Annotated in this window: 21 protein-coding genes; 9 read left to right on the top strand and 12 right to left on the bottom strand. The window is 62.3% G+C overall.

What is annotated here, in order from left to right; translation table 11 throughout:
• Window positions 1-2 precede the first annotated feature (2 nt).
• Together HBO11_RS09825 and HBO11_RS09820 are read right to left on the bottom strand one after the other, a co-directional pair.
• Window positions 3-989, bottom strand: a complete 987-nt coding sequence (locus tag HBO11_RS09825) for a FecR family protein (RefSeq protein ID WP_169951118.1) — start codon at window positions 987-989, stop codon at window positions 3-5.
• A gap of 62 nt (window positions 990-1,051) precedes the next feature.
• The gene (locus tag HBO11_RS09820) at window positions 1,052-1,573 is read right to left on the bottom strand and encodes an RNA polymerase sigma factor (protein ID WP_032861829.1); all 522 of its coding nucleotides are present in this window, start codon (window positions 1,571-1,573) and stop codon (window positions 1,052-1,054) included.
• A gap of 216 nt (window positions 1,574-1,789) precedes the next feature.
• Between HBO11_RS09820 and aroQ the strand changes: the two genes are divergently transcribed.
• Together aroQ and HBO11_RS09810 are read left to right on the top strand one after the other, a co-directional pair.
• Window positions 1,790-2,227 (top strand): type II 3-dehydroquinate dehydratase, encoded by a 438-nt coding sequence (gene aroQ, locus HBO11_RS09815; RefSeq protein ID WP_169951120.1) that lies wholly within the window; start codon window positions 1,790-1,792, stop codon window positions 2,225-2,227.
• Window positions 2,224-3,078 (top strand): shikimate dehydrogenase, encoded by an 855-nt coding sequence (locus HBO11_RS09810; protein ID WP_169951123.1) that lies wholly within the window; start codon window positions 2,224-2,226, stop codon window positions 3,076-3,078. Before aroQ ends, HBO11_RS09810 begins: the two co-directional genes overlap by 4 nt.
• 73 nt (window positions 3,079-3,151) lie before the next feature.
• On the opposite strand, the gene HBO11_RS09805 is transcribed toward HBO11_RS09810, so the two are convergent.
• Window positions 3,152-3,817 (bottom strand): TetR/AcrR family transcriptional regulator, encoded by a 666-nt coding sequence (locus tag HBO11_RS09805; RefSeq protein ID WP_057958369.1) that lies wholly within the window; start codon window positions 3,815-3,817, stop codon window positions 3,152-3,154.
• Window positions 3,818-3,888: 71 nt separating this feature from the next.
• Window positions 3,889-5,784 (bottom strand): 3-dehydroshikimate dehydratase QuiC, encoded by a 1,896-nt coding sequence (gene quiC / locus HBO11_RS09800; protein WP_169951125.1) that lies wholly within the window; start codon window positions 5,782-5,784, stop codon window positions 3,889-3,891.
• 254 nt (window positions 5,785-6,038) lie between these two features.
• Here quiC and HBO11_RS09795 point away from each other — a divergent pair, with 254 nt between their 5' ends.
• On the top strand, window positions 6,039-7,373 hold the full coding sequence (locus HBO11_RS09795) for an MFS transporter (RefSeq protein ID WP_169951127.1): 1,335 nt from the start codon (window positions 6,039-6,041) through the stop codon (window positions 7,371-7,373).
• Between the two features lies 1 nt (window position 7,374).
• Here HBO11_RS09795 and HBO11_RS09790 read toward each other — a convergent pair whose 3' ends face one another.
• Window positions 7,375-8,253, bottom strand: coding sequence for a DMT family transporter (locus HBO11_RS09790; protein ID WP_169951130.1), 879 nt, complete (start codon window positions 8,251-8,253; stop codon window positions 7,375-7,377).
• 195 nt (window positions 8,254-8,448) lie between these two features.
• Between HBO11_RS09790 and HBO11_RS09785 the strand changes: the two genes are divergently transcribed.
• The 3 genes from HBO11_RS09785 (at window position 8,449) to HBO11_RS09775 (ending at window position 10,895) form a co-directional block, all read left to right on the top strand.
• Window positions 8,449-8,862, top strand: a complete 414-nt coding sequence (locus HBO11_RS09785) for a hypothetical protein (RefSeq protein ID WP_169951132.1) — start codon at window positions 8,449-8,451, stop codon at window positions 8,860-8,862.
• A 167-nt stretch (window positions 8,863-9,029) separates the two neighbouring features.
• Window positions 9,030-9,917, top strand: a complete 888-nt coding sequence (locus HBO11_RS09780; protein ID WP_029292172.1) for a neutral zinc metallopeptidase — start codon at window positions 9,030-9,032, stop codon at window positions 9,915-9,917.
• The gene (locus HBO11_RS09775; protein ID WP_169951134.1) at window positions 9,918-10,895 is read left to right on the top strand and encodes an alpha/beta hydrolase; all 978 of its coding nucleotides are present in this window, start codon (window positions 9,918-9,920) and stop codon (window positions 10,893-10,895) included.
• 126 nt (window positions 10,896-11,021) lie between these two features.
• On the opposite strand, the gene HBO11_RS09770 is transcribed toward HBO11_RS09775, so the two are convergent.
• The 3 genes from HBO11_RS09770 to HBO11_RS09760 all read right to left on the bottom strand — a co-directional run bounded on the left by HBO11_RS09770 (window position 11,022) and on the right by HBO11_RS09760 (window position 13,116).
• Entirely contained in the window at window positions 11,022-11,609 is a 588-nt protein-coding gene (locus HBO11_RS09770) for an HAD family hydrolase (RefSeq protein ID WP_169951136.1), read from the bottom strand.
• Complete coding sequence (gene tesB, locus HBO11_RS09765) at window positions 11,606-12,475, bottom strand: acyl-CoA thioesterase II (RefSeq protein WP_169951138.1); 870 nt, start codon at window positions 12,473-12,475, stop codon at window positions 11,606-11,608. Before tesB ends, HBO11_RS09770 begins: the two co-directional genes overlap by 4 nt.
• Window positions 12,476-12,546: 71 nt before the next feature.
• Entirely contained in the window at window positions 12,547-13,116 is a 570-nt protein-coding gene (locus HBO11_RS09760; RefSeq protein WP_169951140.1) for a GNAT family N-acetyltransferase, read from the bottom strand.
• Window positions 13,117-13,191: 75 nt separating this feature from the next.
• Here HBO11_RS09760 and HBO11_RS09755 point away from each other — a divergent pair, with 75 nt between their 5' ends.
• Window positions 13,192-14,112, top strand: a complete 921-nt coding sequence (locus tag HBO11_RS09755; RefSeq protein ID WP_169951142.1) for a histone deacetylase — start codon at window positions 13,192-13,194, stop codon at window positions 14,110-14,112.
• 172 nt (window positions 14,113-14,284) lie between these two features.
• A complete protein-coding gene (locus HBO11_RS09750; protein ID WP_169951144.1) occupies window positions 14,285-15,520 on the top strand; it encodes a TIGR03862 family flavoprotein in 1,236 nt (411 codons plus the stop codon).
• Between the two features lie 119 nt (window positions 15,521-15,639).
• Here HBO11_RS09750 and HBO11_RS09745 read toward each other — a convergent pair whose 3' ends face one another.
• Window positions 15,640-16,971 carry a DEAD/DEAH box helicase gene (locus HBO11_RS09745; protein WP_169951146.1) on the bottom strand — a complete coding sequence of 444 codons (1,332 nt, stop codon included), beginning with the start codon at window positions 16,969-16,971 and terminating at the stop codon, window positions 15,640-15,642.
• A gap of 48 nt (window positions 16,972-17,019) precedes the next feature.
• Window positions 17,020-17,916, bottom strand: coding sequence for a drug/metabolite exporter YedA (gene yedA / locus HBO11_RS09740; protein ID WP_169951149.1), 897 nt, complete (start codon window positions 17,914-17,916; stop codon window positions 17,020-17,022).
• Window positions 17,917-18,075: 159 nt separating this feature from the next.
• Here yedA and HBO11_RS09735 point away from each other — a divergent pair, with 159 nt between their 5' ends.
• Window positions 18,076-18,534, top strand: coding sequence for an Lrp/AsnC family transcriptional regulator (locus HBO11_RS09735; protein WP_169951152.1), 459 nt, complete (start codon window positions 18,076-18,078; stop codon window positions 18,532-18,534).
• A 64-nt stretch (window positions 18,535-18,598) separates the two neighbouring features.
• Here HBO11_RS09735 and HBO11_RS09730 read toward each other — a convergent pair whose 3' ends face one another.
• Window positions 18,599-19,210 (bottom strand): 3'-5' exonuclease, encoded by a 612-nt coding sequence (locus HBO11_RS09730; RefSeq protein WP_169951154.1) that lies wholly within the window; start codon window positions 19,208-19,210, stop codon window positions 18,599-18,601.
• Between the two features lie 25 nt (window positions 19,211-19,235).
• Entirely contained in the window at window positions 19,236-19,712 is a 477-nt protein-coding gene (locus tag HBO11_RS09725) for an NYN domain-containing protein (protein WP_032861784.1), read from the bottom strand.
• Window positions 19,713-19,744: the final 32 nt, after the last annotated feature.

The raw sequence follows: 19,744 nt of genomic DNA, 5'->3' as shown, positions 1-19,744 counted from the left end.
TGTCAGTAGATCAGGCTGACACCCGCCAGATCAAAACGGTGCACCTGCAGCTCTTCGGTCAAGGTGCCCAGCGCCATGTCCAGCATGTCGAGGCGCACCACCGCACTGACTTCACGCTTGTCCAGCTCGGCATTGCGCAGCACCACCCGCCCGGGGCGGTAGCGATTGAGTTCTTCAACCACCTTGGCCAGCGGCTGGCGGTCGAACACCAGCACCCCGCGCCGCCAACTGGTGGCCCGCGCCAGGTCGAAGCCGGGCAGGCCTTTCACACCGCCCTGCGCACTGTAGCGGGCGGCCTGCCCCTCCTCGAGGACCGTGGTTTGCGGCCGGTCTTGCTGGGTCACGGCCACGCTGTGTTGCAGCACACCCACCCACGCCTGGTCGTCTGCCTCGCGGCCGACCACAAAACGCGTGCCCAGGGCCCGGGTTTGCCCGCCGGCACTTTGCACCACGAACGGCCGGGTTTCCTGCCCGACCATGGGCGCCACGTCAAAAATCGCCGAGCCGGCCAGCAGGCTGATCCGCCGCTGCTCGCCGTCGAAATCCAGGCGGATGGCGCTGGAGGAATCCAGCTCCACGGTACTGCCGTCCGCCAGGCGCACCATGCGCACTTCGCCCTTGGCGGTCAGGTAGTCGGCCTGCATCTGCAACAAGGCTTGCGGCGCCTGCAACCAGCCAATTCCGGCGACCACCAGCAACAGCGCGACACTTGCAGCCACGCGCCATGGCCGCCGACGCTGGGCGCGGCGCAGTGGCATGCCTGCCGACGGCGGGCGCTGGCGATGCACGGGCGTATCTGTTGGCAAATCACCCAGCGCCGCCCAGGTCTGCCGGGCAAAATCCAGTTCCGCGGCGTGGCGGCTGTCGCTGGCAATCCAGCGTTGCAGTTCGGCGTGTTCCTGCACACCCAGCCCGCCCGCATGCAGGCGCACCGCCCAATCGGCGGCGACCTCGGTAATGCTGGGCTGTTGCGACTCCTGGCTATTCACGTGTGAGTCTCGAATTCTCGTTGTATGAAACAGTGACGTTTGAGCAGCGTTTTTTCAGTAAATCATTCGTCGGACGGCGTCACATCGCCCTCCCGCAAACGCTGCATGACATGCGCCAGTGCCTTGGCCAGATGCTTTTGCACTGAACTGTCGGAAATTTCAAGATGCCGCGCAACCTGGGCGTGGGTCATGCCCTCGACGCGGTTGAGGCGGAAAATCTGCTGGGTGCGCTCCGGCAGTTCCGCCAACGCCTGCTTCAATGCCTGTCGCTGTTGCTGCGCCATTGCCTGAGCCTCCAACCCGGCCACTTCATCTTCAATCTCGGCCAACGCCTCATGGGGCACGGAGTCGGTCTTGCGCCGGGCCTCCTGGCGGATATGGTCGATCAAAAGATTGCTCGCCGTGCGGTAGAGATAACCCTGGGAGTTGTCGATCCGCTCGCTGGACGGCTTTTGCGCCAGGCGCAGGAAGCTCTCCTGCACCAGGTCCGCAGCCAACTGAGGGTCCCGTACCTTGCGCAGCAAATACCGGCGCAGGGTATCGGCATGCTTGAGAAACAGGCCCTTGAGATCCACGTCCGACAAACCGACTCCCTGGGGATGTAAAGGAAACAGGCGGGCATCTTAAGCGTTGTCGAGAATGATTTTCAATTGATATCAACTCTTGGGCAGTACCGGCAGGCCGTATTCAGCGTTCGATAATCGAACGGTTATCCACGGCATGACGCCTGGCCAATTGACCAAATTAACCATTCAGTACATTTTGTCTCCATCAATAAAAACAACAGTGGAGACATCCCCATGCCGCCTATCGTACTGGTCCTCAACGGCCCCAACCTGAACCTGCTCGGCACCCGCGAACCGGCCACCTATGGCCACGAGACCCTGGCTGACGTCGCCGCGCTATGTGGGCGCAGTGCCGAACAGTTCGGGCTGAAACTGGAATTTCGCCAGACCAACCACGAAGGCGAGTTGCTGGACTGGATTCATGGCGCCCGTGCCCGGTGCGCCGGGATTGTGATCAACCCGGCGGCCTGGACCCACACCTCGGTGGCCATCCGCGACGCCCTGGTGGCCAGTGAACTGCCAGTGATCGAAGTGCATCTGTCCAACGTGCATGCCCGTGAATCCTTCCGCCATCACTCCTTTGTTTCCCCTATCGCCAAGGCCGTGCTCGCCGGGTTTGGCAGCCACGGTTATCACCTGGCCCTCGAACATTTCAGTCGGGAGCTCAAATGAAACCGCGCATTCTTGCCGGCCTGATCGGCGCCGGCATCCAGGCGTCCCGCACGCCGGCCCTGCATGAGCAGGAAGGCGATGCCCAGGGTCTGCGCTACTTGTATCGCCTGATCGACCTGGACCCGCTCCAACTGGACAGCAGCGCCCTGCCCGAGCTGCTCAAGGCCGCCGAGCAGATGAACTTCACCGGGTTGAACATCACCTACCCGTGCAAGCAGGTGATCCTGCCGCTGCTCGATGAGCTGTCGCCCGAAGCCCAGGGCATCGGCGCGGTCAACACCGTGGTCTGGCGCGATGGCAAGCGCATCGGTCACAACACCGACTGCCTGGGTTTCGCCGAAGGGTTTCGCCGTGGCCTGCATGAGGCTGCGCGCCAGCGCGTGGTGCAGATGGGCGCTGGTGGCGCGGGCGCGGCAGTGGCCCATGCGCTGCTGGCCGAAGGTGTCGGGCAGTTGAGTATTTTCGATGTGGACCATGGGCGCGCGCAAAGCCTGGCGGATAACCTCAACCAGCATTTCGGCCCCGGCCGCGCGCATGCCGCCAGTGATCTGGACAGCGCGATGGCGGCGGCTGACGGGCTGGTCAATACCACGCCCATGGGCATGGCCAAGCTGCCGGGCATGCCAGTGCCAGCCGTGTTGCTACGCGCAGATTTGTGGGTCGCGGAAATCGTCTACTTCCCGCTGGAAACCGAGCTGCTGCGCAGCGCCCGGGCCTTGGGCTGCCGCACGCTGGATGGAGGGAATATGGCGGTGTTCCAGGCGGTGAAGGCCTTTGAGTTGTTCAGTGGTGAGAAAGCAGATGCACAAAGGATGCTCGATCATTTCCAACACATGAATACCTCACTGTAGAAACCGGATCCTAATGTGGGAGCTGGCTTGCCAGCTCCCACACAAGCCCGCACGACATTGAATCGGCGGTGGATCAGGCCTGCAGGTAACGCAGCACCGACTCGCAGATCATCGCGCGATGCCGTTGCTTGATCGCTTCATCCGACAATTCGATCTGAAAAATCTCACTGAAGGTATGGCGGTTGGAGACCCGGTAAAAGCTGAACGAGTTGATCAGCAAATGCACATCCAACGGCTCCAGCCCCGCGCGAAATACCCCCAGCTCCGCGCCCCGGCGCAAGGTCGCGCCCAACGCCTCCAGGATATTGCTGTTCATCGCCTTGATCGCATCCGACTGTTTCACATACTCGGCGTTGTGAATGTTCTCGATGCTGACAATCCGCACAAAATCCACGTTCTGGTCATGGTGGTCGAAGGTGAACTCCACCAGGCGCCGGATCGCTTCCCGGGGTTCCAGCTCGGTGAGGTTCATCCTTGTTTCGGTGTTGCGGATATCACCGTAGAGCTTTTCCAGGACCTCGACGTACAGCTGCTCCTTGCTGCCGAAGTAGTAATAGATCATGCGCTTGGAGGTGTGGATGCGCTCAGCGATGGCGTCCACCCGCGCCCCGGAAAGCCCCTGCTGCACGAACTCGACAATGGCCTCTTGCAGAATGTTCTCGCGGGTCTTTTCCGGGTTGTTCTTGCGACTCTTGCGCGGCGCCAGGGGGGCGTCGGGCAGTTCGGACGTCGGGGTCATGGTGCGCTCACGGCCATTTATGCAGGCCGTGATTATGGGCCGCCGCGTCTCACGAAGGAAGCGCCAACGCCCTACAACTTGGCCTGGCGCACCGCGCCGCTGCGCGACTTCGCCATGGCTGCCAGGCGTACCGCCACATTGGCCGCGCCATAGCCGGCGTAGCCGTTCTTGCGCTGGATGATCTCGAAGAAAAACCGCCCTTCGAACGGTTCGGTGTACACATGAAACAGCTCACCGCCCTGGGCGTCACGGTCGTACAGCACGTTGTAGTACGCCAGTTCGCTGAGGAACTGATCGTCGAAATCAAAACGCGCTGCCAGGTCATCGTAGTAGTTGAGCGGGATATCCAGCAGTGGCACGCCCGCCTCCTTGGCCCGGCTGACTTCGGCGAAAATATCCGCGCAATCGAAGGCAATGTGGTGCACGCCGGAGCCACGGTAGCTCGATAGCGCGTGGGAAATTGCCGTATTGCGGTTCTCGGAAATATTCAGCGGCAGGCGGATCGAACTGCAGCGGCTGCGCAGCGCCCGACTCTTGACCAGGCCATAAGGGTCCGGCAGCACCACTTCATCGTCGGCCTCGAAATCCAGCAGGCTCTTGTAGAACAGTACCCAACTGTCGAGGCTGTCGGCCGGCAAAGCCATGGCCATATGGTCGATGCGCAGCAAGCCGCCGCCGCTGGTGCTGGACGCTTGCAGGTGGAAATCGGTGTCGTAGATCCCGCCGGCATGCTGGTCCACCAGGTAGATCAGGCTGCCATCCGGCGCACGCACCGCCGCCAGCTCCAACTCGTTGGGCCCGACCAGGCCGCGATAAGGCTGGCCCTTGTAGGCCACCGCCCGCTCCAGGGCCTTGGCGCTGTCCTTGACGCGAATCGCCGTGGCGCACAACGACGGGCCATGGGCCTCGAAAAAGTTGTGGGCAAAGGAGTACGGCTCGCAGTTGAGGATCAGGTTGATATCACCCTGGCGCAGCAGGCTCACACTCTTGGAACGGTGCTGCCCGGCCTTGACGAAGCCCAGGCGTTGCAGCCATTGGGTCAGCCGGGCGCCGAGGTTTTCATCCACTGCAAACTCCAGGAACTCGATACCGTCGTACTCGCTGGCGGCCGGGGTCTCAAACAGGATATCCAACGGCGTGGCCTGCTGCTCCAGGCGTTGGCGGGTCTTCTCTTCCAGGTACAGCAGCGAGCGCAAACCATCCGCCGCGTTGGCCCGAGTGGGCGCGGCGCGAAAGCCGTCGTTGAAAATCTCCAGGGACAGCGGCCCGGTGTAGCCACTCTGGATGATCGGCGCGAGAAAACCCGGCAGGTCGAACTCGCCCTGGCCAGGGAAGCAGCGAAAGTGCCGGCTCCACTCCAGCACGTCCATGGCCAGGATCGGCGCGTCAGCCATTTGCACGAAGAAGATTTTGTCACCAGGGATCTGGGCGATAGCCGCCGGATCGCCCTTGAGCGACAAGGTATGAAAACTGTCCAGCAGCACCCCGAGGCTCGGGTGATCGATCTCGCGTACCAGTTGCCACACCTGTTGCCAGGTATTGACGTGCCGGCCCCAGGCCAGGGCTTCATAGCCAATGCGCAAGCCACGGCGCCCGGCGTGTTCGGCCAGCAGGCTGAGGTCATCACGCAGGATCGAATGCTCGCCCGTGGAATCCGCCGAGGCATTGCTGCACACCAGCACCAGGTCAGTGCCCAGCTCCTGCATCAGGTCGAACTTGCGCTCGGCCCGCTCCAGGTTGCGCGCCAGGCGTTCACGGCGGCATCCTTCAAAGTCGCGAAACGGCTGGAACAAGGTGATGGCAATGCCCAGGTCGGCACACATCTGCCGCACTTCACGGGGGCTGCCGTCGTAATACAGCAAGTCGTTCTCGAAGATTTCCACCCCATCAAACCCGGCCGCAGCAATGGCTTCGAGCTTTTCCGGCAGGGTGCCGCTCAAGGAAACAGTGGCGATGGAACGTTGCATGGGGTGACTCCCGGCAATGAAGGCTGGTCTTGTTTGCGGCAAATTATTGGCCGCGCGCGATAAAGCAGCAATTTAAAATGTACCAACCGGTTAGTTTTATGGGCGATTATCGAACACAATGGCGATTGGCGAATTGACGATTTTTTAGCCACTGCGCACCATCGATTGCGCATCCAGGGCCGTTTTCTCAAGGCGCCTACCTGTGATCAAGACCCAGAACACACCATAAAAATTTCAAAAAACGGGTACCTCTCATGCCTTCGCAAAATTCCGCCGTGGCCCCGCGCCCCGGCAACCCGCAAGCGGCCATTGGCGACAAGATTCGCGGCGCCCTCGCCGTTGGCAAAACCCGCTGGGGCATGCTGGCCCTGGTGTTTTTCGCCACCACCCTGAACTACATCGACCGCGCCGCCCTGGGCGTGATGCAACCGATCCTGGCCAAGGAGATGAACTGGACGGCGATGGACTACGCCAACATCAACTTCTGGTTCCAGGTCGGCTACGCCATTGGTTTCGTGTTGCAAGGCCGGTTGATCGACCGGGTCGGCGTCAAGCGCGTGTTCTTCTGCGCAGTGCTGTTGTGGAGCATCGCCACCGGCGCCCACGGCCTGGCGACCTCGGCGGTAGGCTTTATGGTCTGCCGCTTTATCCTCGGCCTGACCGAAGCGGCCAACTACCCCGCTTGCGTCAAGACCACCCGCCTGTGGTTCCCCGCCGGCGAGCGAGCAGTGGCTACCGGGATCTTCAACGCCGGCACCAACGTCGGCGCCATGCTCACGCCAATGCTGCTGCCGCTGGTGCTGCATGTGTGGGGCTGGCAGGCCGCCTTTTTGTGCATGGCGGCACTGGGTGGGATCTGGCTGGTGTTCTGGGGCCTGAAGTACTACAACCCGGAAGACCATCCGAGCGTAAAACAGTCAGAACTGGACTACGTGCAACAGGAAATCGAGCCGGAACAGCCCCGCGTGCCTTTCAGCCGCATCCTGCGCATGCGCGGTACCTGGGCCTTCGCCATTGCCTATGCCCTGACCGCCCCGGTGTTCTGGTTCTACCTGTACTGGCTGCCGCCGTTCCTCAACCAGCAATACAACCTGGGGATCAACGTGACGCAGATGGGTATCCCGCTGATCATCATTTACCTGACGGCAGACTTCGGCAGCGTGGGCGGCGGGATTCTGTCCTCGTTCCTGATCGGGCGCGGCATGCAGCCGATCAAGGCGCGCTTGCTGTCGATGCTGCTGTTTGCCTGCTGCATCGTCGGCGTGATCATGGCCGCAGGTTCCAGCCAGCTGTGGGTCGCGGTGTTTGCCATCTCCCTGGCCATCGGCGCGCACCAGGCCTGGACTGCCAACATCTGGAGCCTGGTGATGGACTACACGCCCAAGCACATGATGAGCACGGTGTTTGGCTTTGGCGGGATGTGCGCAGCCATCGGCGGGATGTTCATGACGCAGATCGTCGGCCATATCCTGACCGTGACCCATAACAACTACACCGTGCTGTTCACCCTGATCCCGGCGATGTACTTCATCGCCCTGACCTGGATGTACTTCATGGCGCCGCGCAAGATCCCCACCGTCGCGGTGTGACTCAACGCCGCCGCTGCTGCCAGGCAGCGGCCAAGCCACTCAGGCAGATCACCCCGATCCCGACCACCGTTGTCAGGTCCGGGGTGTGATTGAACACCAGCCAGCCCAACAACCCCGCAAACACGATCTGGCAATAGCCAAACGGTGCCAGCAAGGCCGGCGCGGCAAAGCGGAAGGCCTGGGTCAGCATCAAGTGCGCGGTCATCCCGCAGGTGCCCAGCGCCAGCATCAACAGGCCGTGGCCCAGGCTCGGCACCTCCCAGAAAAACGGCACCAGCGCGCTCATCACCAGGGTGTTGCACAGGCCGGCGAAGAAGTTGCTGGTGGTCGGGCTGTCGTACTGGCTGAGGATACGGGTCAGCAGTTGGTAGAAGCAGAAGAACAACGCCGAGACCAACGGCAACAACACCGCCGGGGTGAACAACTCACCGCCCGGGTGCACGATGATGATCACCCCGACAAACCCGCAGATCACCGCCAGCCACTGGCCACGCGTTACATGCTCGCCCAGCAGCGGAACCGACAGGGCCGTCACCAGGATCGGCGCGAGGAAGTTCACCGCCGTGGCCTCCGCCAGCGGGATGTAATGCAGGGCTGCGGTGAAAAACAGGCTGGTACCCAACAGGCACAAGGCCCTGGCCACCTGCAACAATGGGCGCTTGCTGCGCAGCACACGCAGGCCCGATTGCGGCAGGAAAATCCCCGCCATCAGCAGCGTATGCACCATGTAGCGGGCCCACACCACCATCACGATCGGATAGAAGCCGGCGAGGTATTTGGACAAGGCGTCGTGGCTGGAAAACAAAAACGTCGCCAGCACAATCAGCACGATGCCCTTGAAGGGATGGTTGACGCCGGAAAGAGGGGTGCTGAGGGTCATTGAATTCTCGTGCGTGACAGGCTGAAATGACCGCCGCAAGCAGTGGCACTCAACGCGCTAATCTAGAGCGGGTGGTGCATCGGTCTCAAGAGCATAACCAAACAGCGGGCGATCAGCGCACTAATTCGCCCAAACCCAGTCCAACGCTGCACGCCAGCCTGCCATTGCAGGCTTTTTAACCAAGGCCAATCCCCGATGAAAAAAACCCTGTTGCTCCTTTCGACCCTCGCCCTGCTCAGCGCCTGCGATAAAGCCCCCGAGGCCCCGAAGCCCGCACCGCCATCGGTCCAGGCGACCCTGGTGCCGCAAACCCCGCCCACCGACAAATGGGTCGGCAAGTGGATCGGCGTCGAAGGCCTGCACCTGACCGTCAGCAAGGACGACAGCATCGGCCGCGGGCATTACCTGCTGAGCATGCAATACGGCCTGGATGCCGACGCCTCCGGCACGTTTAAAGGTGAGGCCAGCGAAGACGGCATCACCTTCAACCGCCCGGACGGCCCGCAGATGCTGCGTGCCGGCGACGGCGCAGCCACTGGCTTGAAATGGCTGGCAGATAAAAAAGATTGCCTGGTGGTCAATACGGGCGAAGGGTATTGCCGCGAATAACGGCCATACTCAATCACAACCCCCACTGTAGGAGCCGGCTTGCCGGCGATAGCAGCCGATTTAGCGCGCGGGGCGTCAGGTAGCCAACATCATCGTTGACGACCATCGCCGGCAAGCCGGCTCCTACAAAAACGCGGTGCAAACAGGTACATCAAGAGGATTGCCCCATGCTATGGAAAAAGGGTCGACGCAGCGACAACGTGGTCGACGCGCGCAATGACGGCGGCGGTGGCGGCGGCATGCGCTTTGGCGGCGGTAAGGGCCTGAGCCTGACCGCCATCGTACTGATCGTCGGCATCGGCCTGCTCACCGGCCAGGACCCGATGCAGATCCTCGGGCAACTGAGCGGCCAGATGACCGAGCAGGCCCCTTCGGTCAGCCCGCAAACACGCCAGGCACCGCCCGCCAATGACGAGCAGGCAGACTTCGTACGCGCCGTACTGGGCGACACCGAAGACACCTGGGGCCAGGTATTCCAGGAAAACGGCCTGGCCTACAAGAACCCCAAGTTGATCCTGTTCCGTGGCCGGGTGAATTCCGCCTGCGGTGGCGCGACCTCCGCCAGCGGCCCGTTCTACTGCCCGGCCGACCAGCAGGTCTACCTGGACCTGGATTTCTTCCGGGAAATGTCCCAACGCTTCCAGGCGGCTGGCGACTTTGCCCAGGCCTATGTGATTGCCCACGAAGTCGGCCACCACGTGCAGACCCTGCTGGGGATTTCGTCGAAGATCCAGGTCGCGCGCCAGCAAGGCCGGCAGATGCAAGGCGATGGCGGCCTGCTGGTGCGCCAGGAACTACAGGCCGACTGCTTCGCCGGAGTCTGGGCCAACCGGGCGCAAAAGCGCCTGAACTGGCTGGAACCGGGCGACATCGAAGAAGCACTGAACGCCGCCAACGCCATCGGCGATGACCGCCTGCAGCAACAGGGCCAGGGCCGCGTGGTACCCGACTCGTTCACCCATGGCACCTCGCAGCAGCGGGTCCGCTGGTTCAAGACTGGCTTTGCCCAGGGCCAGATCAGCCAATGCGACACGTTTTCGGCCAAGAGTCTTTAAATGAACAGACGATCCGCATGGCTGCTGGGCTTGATGGTCACCTGCTCTGCCACCACCTTCGCCGCCGGGCAGACGGTCAAGGTGGTCAGCCCCGAACGTTTCACCCTGCAAGCCGGCGACCTGAGCCTGGGCCTGAGCCAGGACTGGCGCCAGCCGCTGCCGCAAGTAACCCGCGCGCTGATCATCGTGCATGGCCGGCTGCGCAACGCCCAGACCTACCTCAAAAGCGCCGAAGACGCAGCGGCCCATGCCGGGCAAAGTGCCAATACCCTGGTAATCGCGCCACAGTTTCTCAACGCGGCCGATATCCAGCGCCATCACCTGGGCGATAGCGTGCTGCGCTGGCATGGCAATGGGTGGATGGCTGGCGAGGCGTCAATCGGCCATGGCCAGATCAGTTCCTACGGCGCCCTGGACCAGATCATCAAGCACTTGGGCAACCGCAAGCTGTTCCCGGCCCTCAAGGAAATAGTGGTCGCCGGGCATTCCGGTGGCGGCCAGGTGGTGCAGCGCTTTGCCCTGACCGGCCATGACCACCCGGCGCTGCAAGCGGCGGGGATCAGCCTGCGCTATGTGATCGCCAACCCGTCGTCCTACGCCTACTTCAGCCCGCAACGCCCGGTGCAGTTTGCCCCGGCCAGTTGCCCGGATTTCAATGACTGGAAGTACGGCATGCAAAAGCTGCCGGCCTACGCCAATGGCCAAAGCCCCCAGCAACTGGAAAAAGCCTACGTCGCGCGCGATATCACTTACCTGCTGGGCCAGCAGGATACCGACCCCAACCACCCGGCCCTGGACAAGAGCTGCGCAGCAGAGACCCAGGGGGCTTATCGGCTGATTCGTGGGCACAACTATTTTGACTACCTCAAGCTGCGGCATCCGCAATTGAGCCAGAGGTTGGTTGAAGTGCCAGGGGTTGGGCATGACGGCGACAAGATGTTCACCTCGCCCGAGGGGCAGAAGGCCGTGTTCCACTGATCCCCCTAATCAAAAATGTAAGAGCTGGCTTGCCTGCGATAGCGACGGATCAGTCAACATCTGTATTGGCTGACCCACCGTTATCGCTGGCAAGCCAGCTCCTACCGGTGATTTGTGGGGGGTTGGCTAGATCATCTGGCGCAATGCCGCGCAGTCCTTGGCATGCCAATCGGCCAATTCCGGCCATGGGTTTTCGGGAACGTTGACCAACACCGTCTGCGCCCCCGCCGCCCGCCCGCAATCCAGGTCAAAGCGATAGTCCCCCACCATCACCATCTCGGCGGGCGCCACCTCCCAGGCCTGGGCCAGCTTCAACAGGCCACCGGGATCCGGCTTGGGCGGTGCGTCGTCGCGGCCCAACACATCTTCCACGGCAAAACAGTCCGCCAGGCCGATGGCTTTCAAGGTGATGTGCGCCAGTTCCTGGGCGTTGCGCGTCAGGATCCCCAGGCGACAGCCCCGTGCCGCCAGGTCGCGCACCAACTCCACCGCGCCTGTGGCCGCTACCGAGCCCAGCGCCAGTTCGCGCTCATGCTCCAGCAACCAGGCATGTTTGGCCGCCGCCTCAGCCGCCGGCAATGCTGCCAGGTGGGTGAGGATGTCATCGGCAGGCGCAATATCCAGGGCCACGCGGATCGCCGCAAAGTCATGCACGGCCACGGTCAGGGTGCCGTCCATATCAAATACCCAGTGCTTAACGTGCGCCAGGCTCATGCCCAATCCTTGCGATGGCGGATCAAGCCCTCCTGGGTCACCGAGGCCACCAGCTGGCCGGCGCGGTTGTACACGCTGCCACGGGAGAACCCACGGGAATTGCCGGCCCACGGGCTGTCCATGGCGTACAGCAACCAGTCATCGGCCCGCAGGTCGGCGTGGAACCACAAGGCGTGGTCAAGGCTGGCCACTTGCATGTCCTTCTGCCACACGGTCTTGCCATGGGGCAGCAGCGAGGTGGTCAGCAGGCCGAAGTCCGAGGCGTAGGCCAGCAGGTATTTATGCAGCGCGGGCGCATCGGCCAGGGCGCCATCGGCGCGGAACCACACATACTTGACCGGATCGGACGGCTGCGGGTTGTACGGGTCTTTTTCGGTCACCGGACGCACTTCGATCGGCTTGGGGCACAGCAGTTTTTCGCGCATGGCCTCGGGGATCAGGTGCGCCCGCTGCTGGGTCAGCTCCAGCTCCGATGGCAGGTTCTCGGGGCCCACCACCACCGGCATGGTGGTCTGGTGCTCAAAGCCTTCTTCGTCGTACTGGAACGAGGCGCTACAGGTGAAGATCGGGTTGCCCTTCTGGATCGCCGTCACCCGGCGCGTGCTGAAGCTGCCACCGTCGCGTACCCGGTCCACTTGATAGACCACCGGCAGCCCGGCATCCCCAGGGCGCAGGAAATAGCCGTGCAACGAATGCACATGCCGCGCTTCTTCGACGGTCTGGCTGGCTGCCGACAGCGACTGGCCCAATACCTGGCCGCCGAACAGTTGGCGAAAGCCCAAGTCCTGGCTGCGGCCGCGAAAGAGGTTTTCTTCAATCGGTTCCAGGGTCAGCAAGTCGACCAGATCTTCCAACACTTGGCTCATTCAAATTCTCCTCACACAGGGCAAAACCGCGCAGTCTTGGCTGCGGCGGGTAATAACATCGGGCGGCCTGCCTATCCGTGCAGCGTATCCAACCATTGGGCGCGGGTGATGCGGTACAGCACATGATGGCGCAGCGGATCATCCGCCGCGAGCCTTGGGTGCTGAAAATCTGCCGCCGGATCGTAATGCATGCCGATGGCCTGCATGACTTTCTGCGACGCCAGGTTGGCCTCGGTGGTGAACGCCACGATCTCCTCCAACTGCAAACGGTCAAACCCACAACGCAGTGCAGTCCAGGCCGCCTCACTGGCAAAACCCAGGCCCCAGTGCTCACGGGCCAGGCGCCAGCCAATCTCGACCGCCGGGGTAAAACCGGCTTCAAAGCCGACATTCATCAAGCCCGTCAGGCCGATAAACTCGCCGCTGTCCTTGCGCTCCAGGGCCCACAGGCCAAACCCATACTCGGCAAAATGACCACGTATTCGCCCGATCAATGCCGCGCTTTCCAGGCGGTCCAGGGGGGCCGGGAAATAGCGCATCACCTGCGGGTCGGCGCACATCCGGGCAAACGCCGGCAAATCGCTGTCGCGCCATTGGCGCAGCACCAGGCGCGCGCTTTCCAACTCCAGTATCGGCTCCATCGTTCCCCTCCCTTGCCATGTGCGTGAGTGTACAGCGCTGTTAAGATCCTTCGCTGGTTCCTGTCAGAAATTGCCATGCCTTTGCCACTGATCTACCACGACGACTACAGCCCCGAGTTCCCGGCGGATCATCGCTTCCCCATGGACAAATTCCGACTGCTGCGCGATCACCTGGTCGACAGCGGCCTGACCCAGGACAGCCAACTGCTGCGCCCCCAGTTGTGCCCGGCCGAAGTGCTCGCCCTGGCCCATGACCCCGGCTATATCGAACGCTATATGAGCGGTGAGTTGTCCCGCGAAGACCAACGGCGCCTGGGCCTGCCCTGGAGCGAAGCCCTGGCCCGGCGCACCGTGCGCGCGGTCGGCGGTTCGCTACTGGCGGCCGAACAGGCCCTGGAACACGGCTTGGCCTGCCACTTGGCAGGGGGCACCCACCACGCCCATTACGATTACCCGGCGGGCTTTTGTATCTTCAATGACCTGGCCGTGATCAGCCATTTCCTACTGGCCAGCGGCCGAGTCAACCGGGTACTGATCTTCGACTGCGACGTGCATCAGGGTGATGGCACCGCGCGCATCCTCCACGACACGCCGGATGCCATTACCGTGTCCCTGCACTGCGAAAAGAACTTCCCGGCGCGCAAGGCCACCAGCGACTGGGACATCCCACTGCCCATGGGCATGGGCGACGCTGACTACCTCACGGTGGTGGACGATGCCCTCAACTACCTGCTGCCTTTGTATCAGCCCGACCTGGTGCTGTATGACGCGGGCGTGGATGTGCACAAGGACGACGCCCTCGGCTACCTCAAGCTGACAGACGCCGGCGTCGCCGCCCGTGACGAAAGCGTGATGCGCCATTGCCTGGGCCGCGACATCCCGGTGGTGGGCGTGATCGGTGGCGGCTACAGCAAGGACCGCCACGCCCTGGCCCGCCGCCACGGCATCCTGCACCACAGTGCCCAGCGGGTGTGGACGTCATCAGGTTGTCATTGAAACGTGGGCGTTACCCACAATGCCTGTGGAACGGCCTGTGGATAACTTGAGCGTAACCGCCTGTAAGCCAGGCGTCGCATAGCTTGTAGGAAGGTGTACGTTTTTTGATCAGGCAGTTTGACGGTCCTCGGGTAGAATGCTCGCCCTACTTCGCCGAACCGCAGTCACCCCCATGCCCCAGATCCCAGCCCAGCCTTTTCACGTCACGATCATCGGCGGCGGCCCCGCCGGGCTGATGGCCGCCGAAGTCCTGAGCCAGGCCGGGGTTGGGGTGCAGCTGTATGACGGCATGCCATCGGTGGGGCGCAAGTTCCTGCTGGCAGGCGTGGGTGGCATGAACATCACCCACTCTGAAGCCTACCCGGCATTTCTCTCACGCTACGCTGAACGTGCGTCGGACATTGCCCCCTTGCTGCGCCAATTCGGTGCCGAGGCGTTGTGCGAATGGATCCATGGCTTGGGCATTGAAACCTTTGTCGGCAGCTCTGGCCGGGTATTCCCTACCGATATGAAAGCCGCACCGCTGCTACGGGCCTGGCTCAAGCGCCTGCGCGACCAGGGGGTAGTTATCCACACCCGCCATCGCTGGCTGGGCTGGAGTGCCGACGGCGGCTTAATTATCCACAGCCCGGAGGGCGAAAAAACTGTCCACAGCGATGCCGTGCTACTGGCCCTCGGCGGCGGCAGCTGGTCGCGTCTGGGTTCGGACGGTGCCTGGCTCAAGTTGCTGGAAGACCAAGGCGTGCACTACGCCCCGCTGCAGCCGAGTAATTGTGGCTTCGAGGTGTCAGCCTGGAGCGAATTGATGGTGAGCAAATTCGCCGGCGCGCCGTTGAAAAACGTCGCCATTGGCCTCGCGGATGACAAGCCTCGCTTGGGTGAATGCGTGATCACCGCCGCGGGTATCGAAGGCAGTTTGATCTACGCCCTGTCGGCACCGATTCGCGAAGGGATCAACCGCGAAGGCTCAGCCACCGTGCATATCGACCTGCTGCCGGGCAAGCCGCTGGATAAGGTGCAGGCGGCACTGGCCAAGCCTCGCGGCTCACGTTCGATGAGCAAGCATTTGCACAGCCAGTTGGGCCTGGATGGGGTAAAGGCCGCGCTGTTGCGCGAGTTGGCGCCCGCCGAACACTTCAACGACCCGCAGCAATTGGCCGGCGATATCAAGGCTCTGCCGTTGACCCTGGTGAAAACCCGGCCAATGGACGAAGCCATCAGCACCGCAGGCGGCGTGCCGTTTGAAGCTTTGGATGAGCGTTTGATGCTCAAGCAATTGCCGGGGGTGTTTTGTGCCGGCGAGATGCTGGACTGGGAGGCGCCGACGGGCGGATATCTGCTGACGGGGTGTTTTGCCAGCGGGCGGGCGGCGGGGCGGGGCATGCTGGAGTGGCTCCAGCGCCGATAGTTGCGGTGAGTTCCAGTCCGCCATCGCAGGCAAGCCAGCGCCCACATTTGAACGTACTCACAGATCAAAATGTAGGAGCTGGCTTGCCTGCGATGAGGCCCTGACAGGCGCCAAAGAAGTTACTTCTTCTTACGCGGTCCGGTATTAAACACAGGCACCTTGCGCACCGGCTTGATCGATGGCTCTGCCGCAACGTCACCGCTCTCCACCCACTTGCCCAGGTTGCGCTTGCCGCCACCACCGGAGGTCTTGGGCTTCTTCGGTTTTTTCGGCTTCTTCACCACCTGGCCGCTGGCGTCGGTGTCCGGCACTCGGTGTTCCGGTTCGAAGTCCTGCTCCATTTTGCGGGTCAGGGTCTGGCGGGTCAGCATCTCGATGGCCGAGAGCATGTTCACTTCATCGGCACATACCAGGGAAATCGCCTCGCCGGTGTTGCCGGCCCGGCCAGTGCGGCCGATACGGTGGATGTAATCCTCGGCAACGATCGGCAGGTCAAAGTTGACCACCATCGGCAAATCTTCGATATCCAGGCCACGGGCTGCCACATCGGTGGCCACCAGGATCTGCACATCGCTGGCCTTGAAGCGATCCAGCGCACGTTGGCGCGTGGCTTGTGGCTTGTCGCCGTGAATGCCGTCGGCATTGATCCCCAAGCCTTGTAGCTTATCTACCAGCGCATCCACGCCATTGCGGGTCTTGGCAAACACCAGCACCTGCTTCCACTTGCCTTTGCGCATCAGGTGCACAAACAACTCGGCCTTGCGCTTCTTGTCCACCGGCACCACCCACTGCTTGACAGTGTTGGCGGCGACGTTGCGCGGGCTGACCTCGATGCTCAACGGGTCATTGAGCATCTGCCCGGCCAGCAGGCGGATATCATCGGAGAAGGTCGCGGAAAACAGCAGGGTCTGACGCTTTTTCGGCAGCATGCGGTAAATATTCGCCAGCTCTTCGGAGAAGCCCAGGTCGAGCATGCGGTCGGCTTCATCCAGCACCAGGGTTTGCAGCTGATTGAGTTTCAGCGCGTTCTGGCGGAACAGGTCGATCAGCCGGCCAGGGGTGGCCACCAGCACGTCGACCCCCTTGCGCAGCTTCATCATCTGCGGGTTGATGCTGACACCGCCATACACCGCGTAAGTGGTCAGGGGCAGGTGTTCAGCGTATTGGGCAACACTGGCGTGAACCTGCTCGGCCAGCTCGCGGGTTGGGCACAGGATCAGCGCGCGCACCGAGTTGGCGGTGACTTTTGGCCCTTCCAGGGTCAGCAGTTGCAGGAGCGGCACGGCGAAACCGGCGGTCTTGCCGGTGCCGGTCTGGGCCGCAGCCATCAGGTCGCGACCGGCCAGCACCGCCGGAATGGCTTGCGCCTGCACCGGCGTCGGGGTCTGGTAGCCAAGCGCCTCGAGGGCGCGCAGCAAGGGTTCGATCAGGCCAAGTGTGGCGAAAGTCATGTGTTTACCGTAGGAAAAATTCAGCGCAAGGGCGTAATGCGCGGCAGTTTACCTTATTTCCGGCTTCGGCTTGCGCCACTGGGGTAGGCTGATCAGCAACACGGCGCTGATAATCACCAGCATCGCCAGGGCTTCTTCCAGGCCGATGGTCTCGCCCACGAACACAATCCCCAGCAACACCGCCACTGCCGGGTTGACGTAGGCATAGCTGGTGGCCGCTGCCGGACGCACGTGCTTGAGCAAGTACATATAAGCGTTGAAGGCGATGATCGAGCCAAATACGGTCAGGTAAGCCAGGGCCAGCCAGCCTTCCACCGAGGGCATCGCGTCAAGGTGCTCACCCTTGAGCGCGCTGCCGATCAACAGCACCACGCCCGCGATCAGCATTTCTGCGGCGCTGGCCATGGCGCCCTGCGGCAACGGCAAGTGCCGGCTCCATACCGAACCAAAAGCCCAGGAAGCGGCGGCGAACAACAGCAAACCAGCGCCCAGCGGGCTCGATTGCAGGTTGGAGCCCATATTGAGCATGGCGATGCCGATCATCCCCAGAATCACCCCGGCCCACTCCAGACGGGTATTACGCGCGCCCCAGAAATATCCACAGAGCAAGGTAAACAACGGCACCGTCGCCACCGCCAGCGCGGCGACACCGGAGGTCACGCCGGTGTGTTCAGCCACACTCACCGCGCCGTTACCGAAGGTCAGCAGCAAGATGCCGATCATGCCCGCGGCTTTCCACTGCGCCCAGGTCGGCGCCGGCACCCCGCGCCAGCGCAAGTAGCCATACATCAGCGCCCCCGCCGTACAAAAGCGAATCCCCGCCAGCATCAGCGGCGGCCAGTACTCCACGCCAATGCGGATCACCAGGTAGGTGGAACCCCAGATCACGTACAACGCAAAAAAAGCGGCGATCAACGGTAAGGGAAAACGACGTGGGCCAGGCATGGGCAGCTCTGAGGCAGGACAAGGGATCGCTATTTTAGGAATCCACGCCCGTAAACATAAGTTACAAAACCTGTTTAAAGCGCCCATACACTTTTCAAATCATGGTTATCAGGGCTATAAGCCTTGTATTCGAAAGCCCCCTATTGCCAGAGCCTTATCATGGACAAATACGACCGCATGCTCCTCAGCGCCCTGCTGGAGGATGGCCGCGCCACCTACGCGCAATTGGCCCGCACCGTAAACCTCTCCGCCCCCGCCGTGGCCGAGCGCGTGGCCAAGCTGGAAGCCAGCGGCGTGATCACCGGCTACCAGGCCAAAGTGGACCTGTCCAAGATCGGCTTGCCGATCCAGTGCACGATCGAACTGCGCTTGACCAACAACGGCAGCCAGAAGGTGTACGACGCACTGGCAGAAATCCCCGAGCTGACCGAATGCCACCGAGTCACCGGGGACCCATGCGTGATCATGCAGGCGGCGGTGGGCTCGATGCCGGAACTGGAAAACCTGATCAACCGGGTGGCGAAGTTCGGCTTCAGCAAGACCTCGATCATCTTGTCGAGCGCCATAGCGCGGCGGGTGCCGCTGGGGCATTTGGAGGGGAAGAATGGCGGTGCCTGAGCGGGCGCCATCGCGGGCAAGCCCGGCTCCCACAGTTTGGTCCTGGTTGTTCTCAGGATTGGGATCAGAACCCGCGATGTTTCTTCAGATGATCAGTGATCTTCGCCGCCGGTACTTTCTGCAAGCTGCACAGCAGATCATGGGACAGCTCGCGCAAGCCGTGGGTGCGGCGTAGTTCCTGGGCCAGGTGGGCGGTGAGGTTGGCCGCCATTTCCGCATCCGCCATCGCCCGGTGAGCCTTGCCGGTGTGGGGCAGTTGCGCGTAGGACGTCAGGGTGCCGAGTTTGTGGTTGGGCGCCGTGGGCATCAGCCGGCGGGCCAGGAGCAACGAGCAGGCGAATTTTTGCAGGCGGGTGCGGCGGATCAGGCCCAGCTCGAAGTCCCAGAACTTCTGGTCGAACGCGGCGTTGTGCGCCAGCAGCGGTGTAGTGCCGACGAATTCATTGACCTCGTTCATCACCCGCTCGGCCGGCGGTGCGCTGCGCAGCATGGCGTTGCTGATGCCGGTCAGTTGCTCGATAAACCCCGGCACGCGTACGCCGGCGTTCATCAGGCTTTGGTAGCGGTCCACGATCTGGCCCTGCTCCAGGATGACCACGGCGATTTCCGTGGCCCGGCAACTGCTGCTCGGCGAGATGCCGGTGGTTTCAAAGTCGATGACCGCTATACGTTCCAAACCTGTTCCAACCCCATCTGAAAATCTATTTGAGCAACAACGCGCCTTCGATAGGCACGTAGCGGCTGGCCGCGCGAATCAACGAGTTGGCCGTCAGCCCCGGCACGCCGTAGGCCACGGCTTCGACGCCATGCTTGTGGATGATGCGATCGAGCAACATGTCGAAGTCGCCATCCCCCGAGGCCAGCACCACTTCGTCGACATGGGCGGCGGCGTCCATGATGTCGATGGTGATGCCCACGTCCCAGTCGCCCTTGGCCGAGCCGTCGCTGCGCTGGATGTACGGCTTGAGCTTCACGGTAAAGCCCAGGTTGCGCAGGATCTGCTGGAATTGCTGCTGCTTGCTGTCGCCACGGTCGATGGCATAGGCATACGCTTCGACGATCTGCCCGCGCTGGCTGATATCAGCCCACAGGGCGGCGTAGTTGAAGTGGCAGCCGTAGGCCTGGCGCACGGTGTAGTAGAGGTTCTGGACATCGGCGAACACTGCTATTTTTTTCACCGCATATCCTCATGGCACGGGGACGTGATGGC

It is taken from the genome of Pseudomonas sp. WS 5010 (assembly GCF_012985565.1).
In the GTDB taxonomy this organism is placed as follows: domain Bacteria; phylum Pseudomonadota; class Gammaproteobacteria; order Pseudomonadales; family Pseudomonadaceae; genus Aquipseudomonas.
Note: the sequence above shows the minus strand (reverse complement) of the source record. Positions and strands in the feature narration are given on the sequence as shown.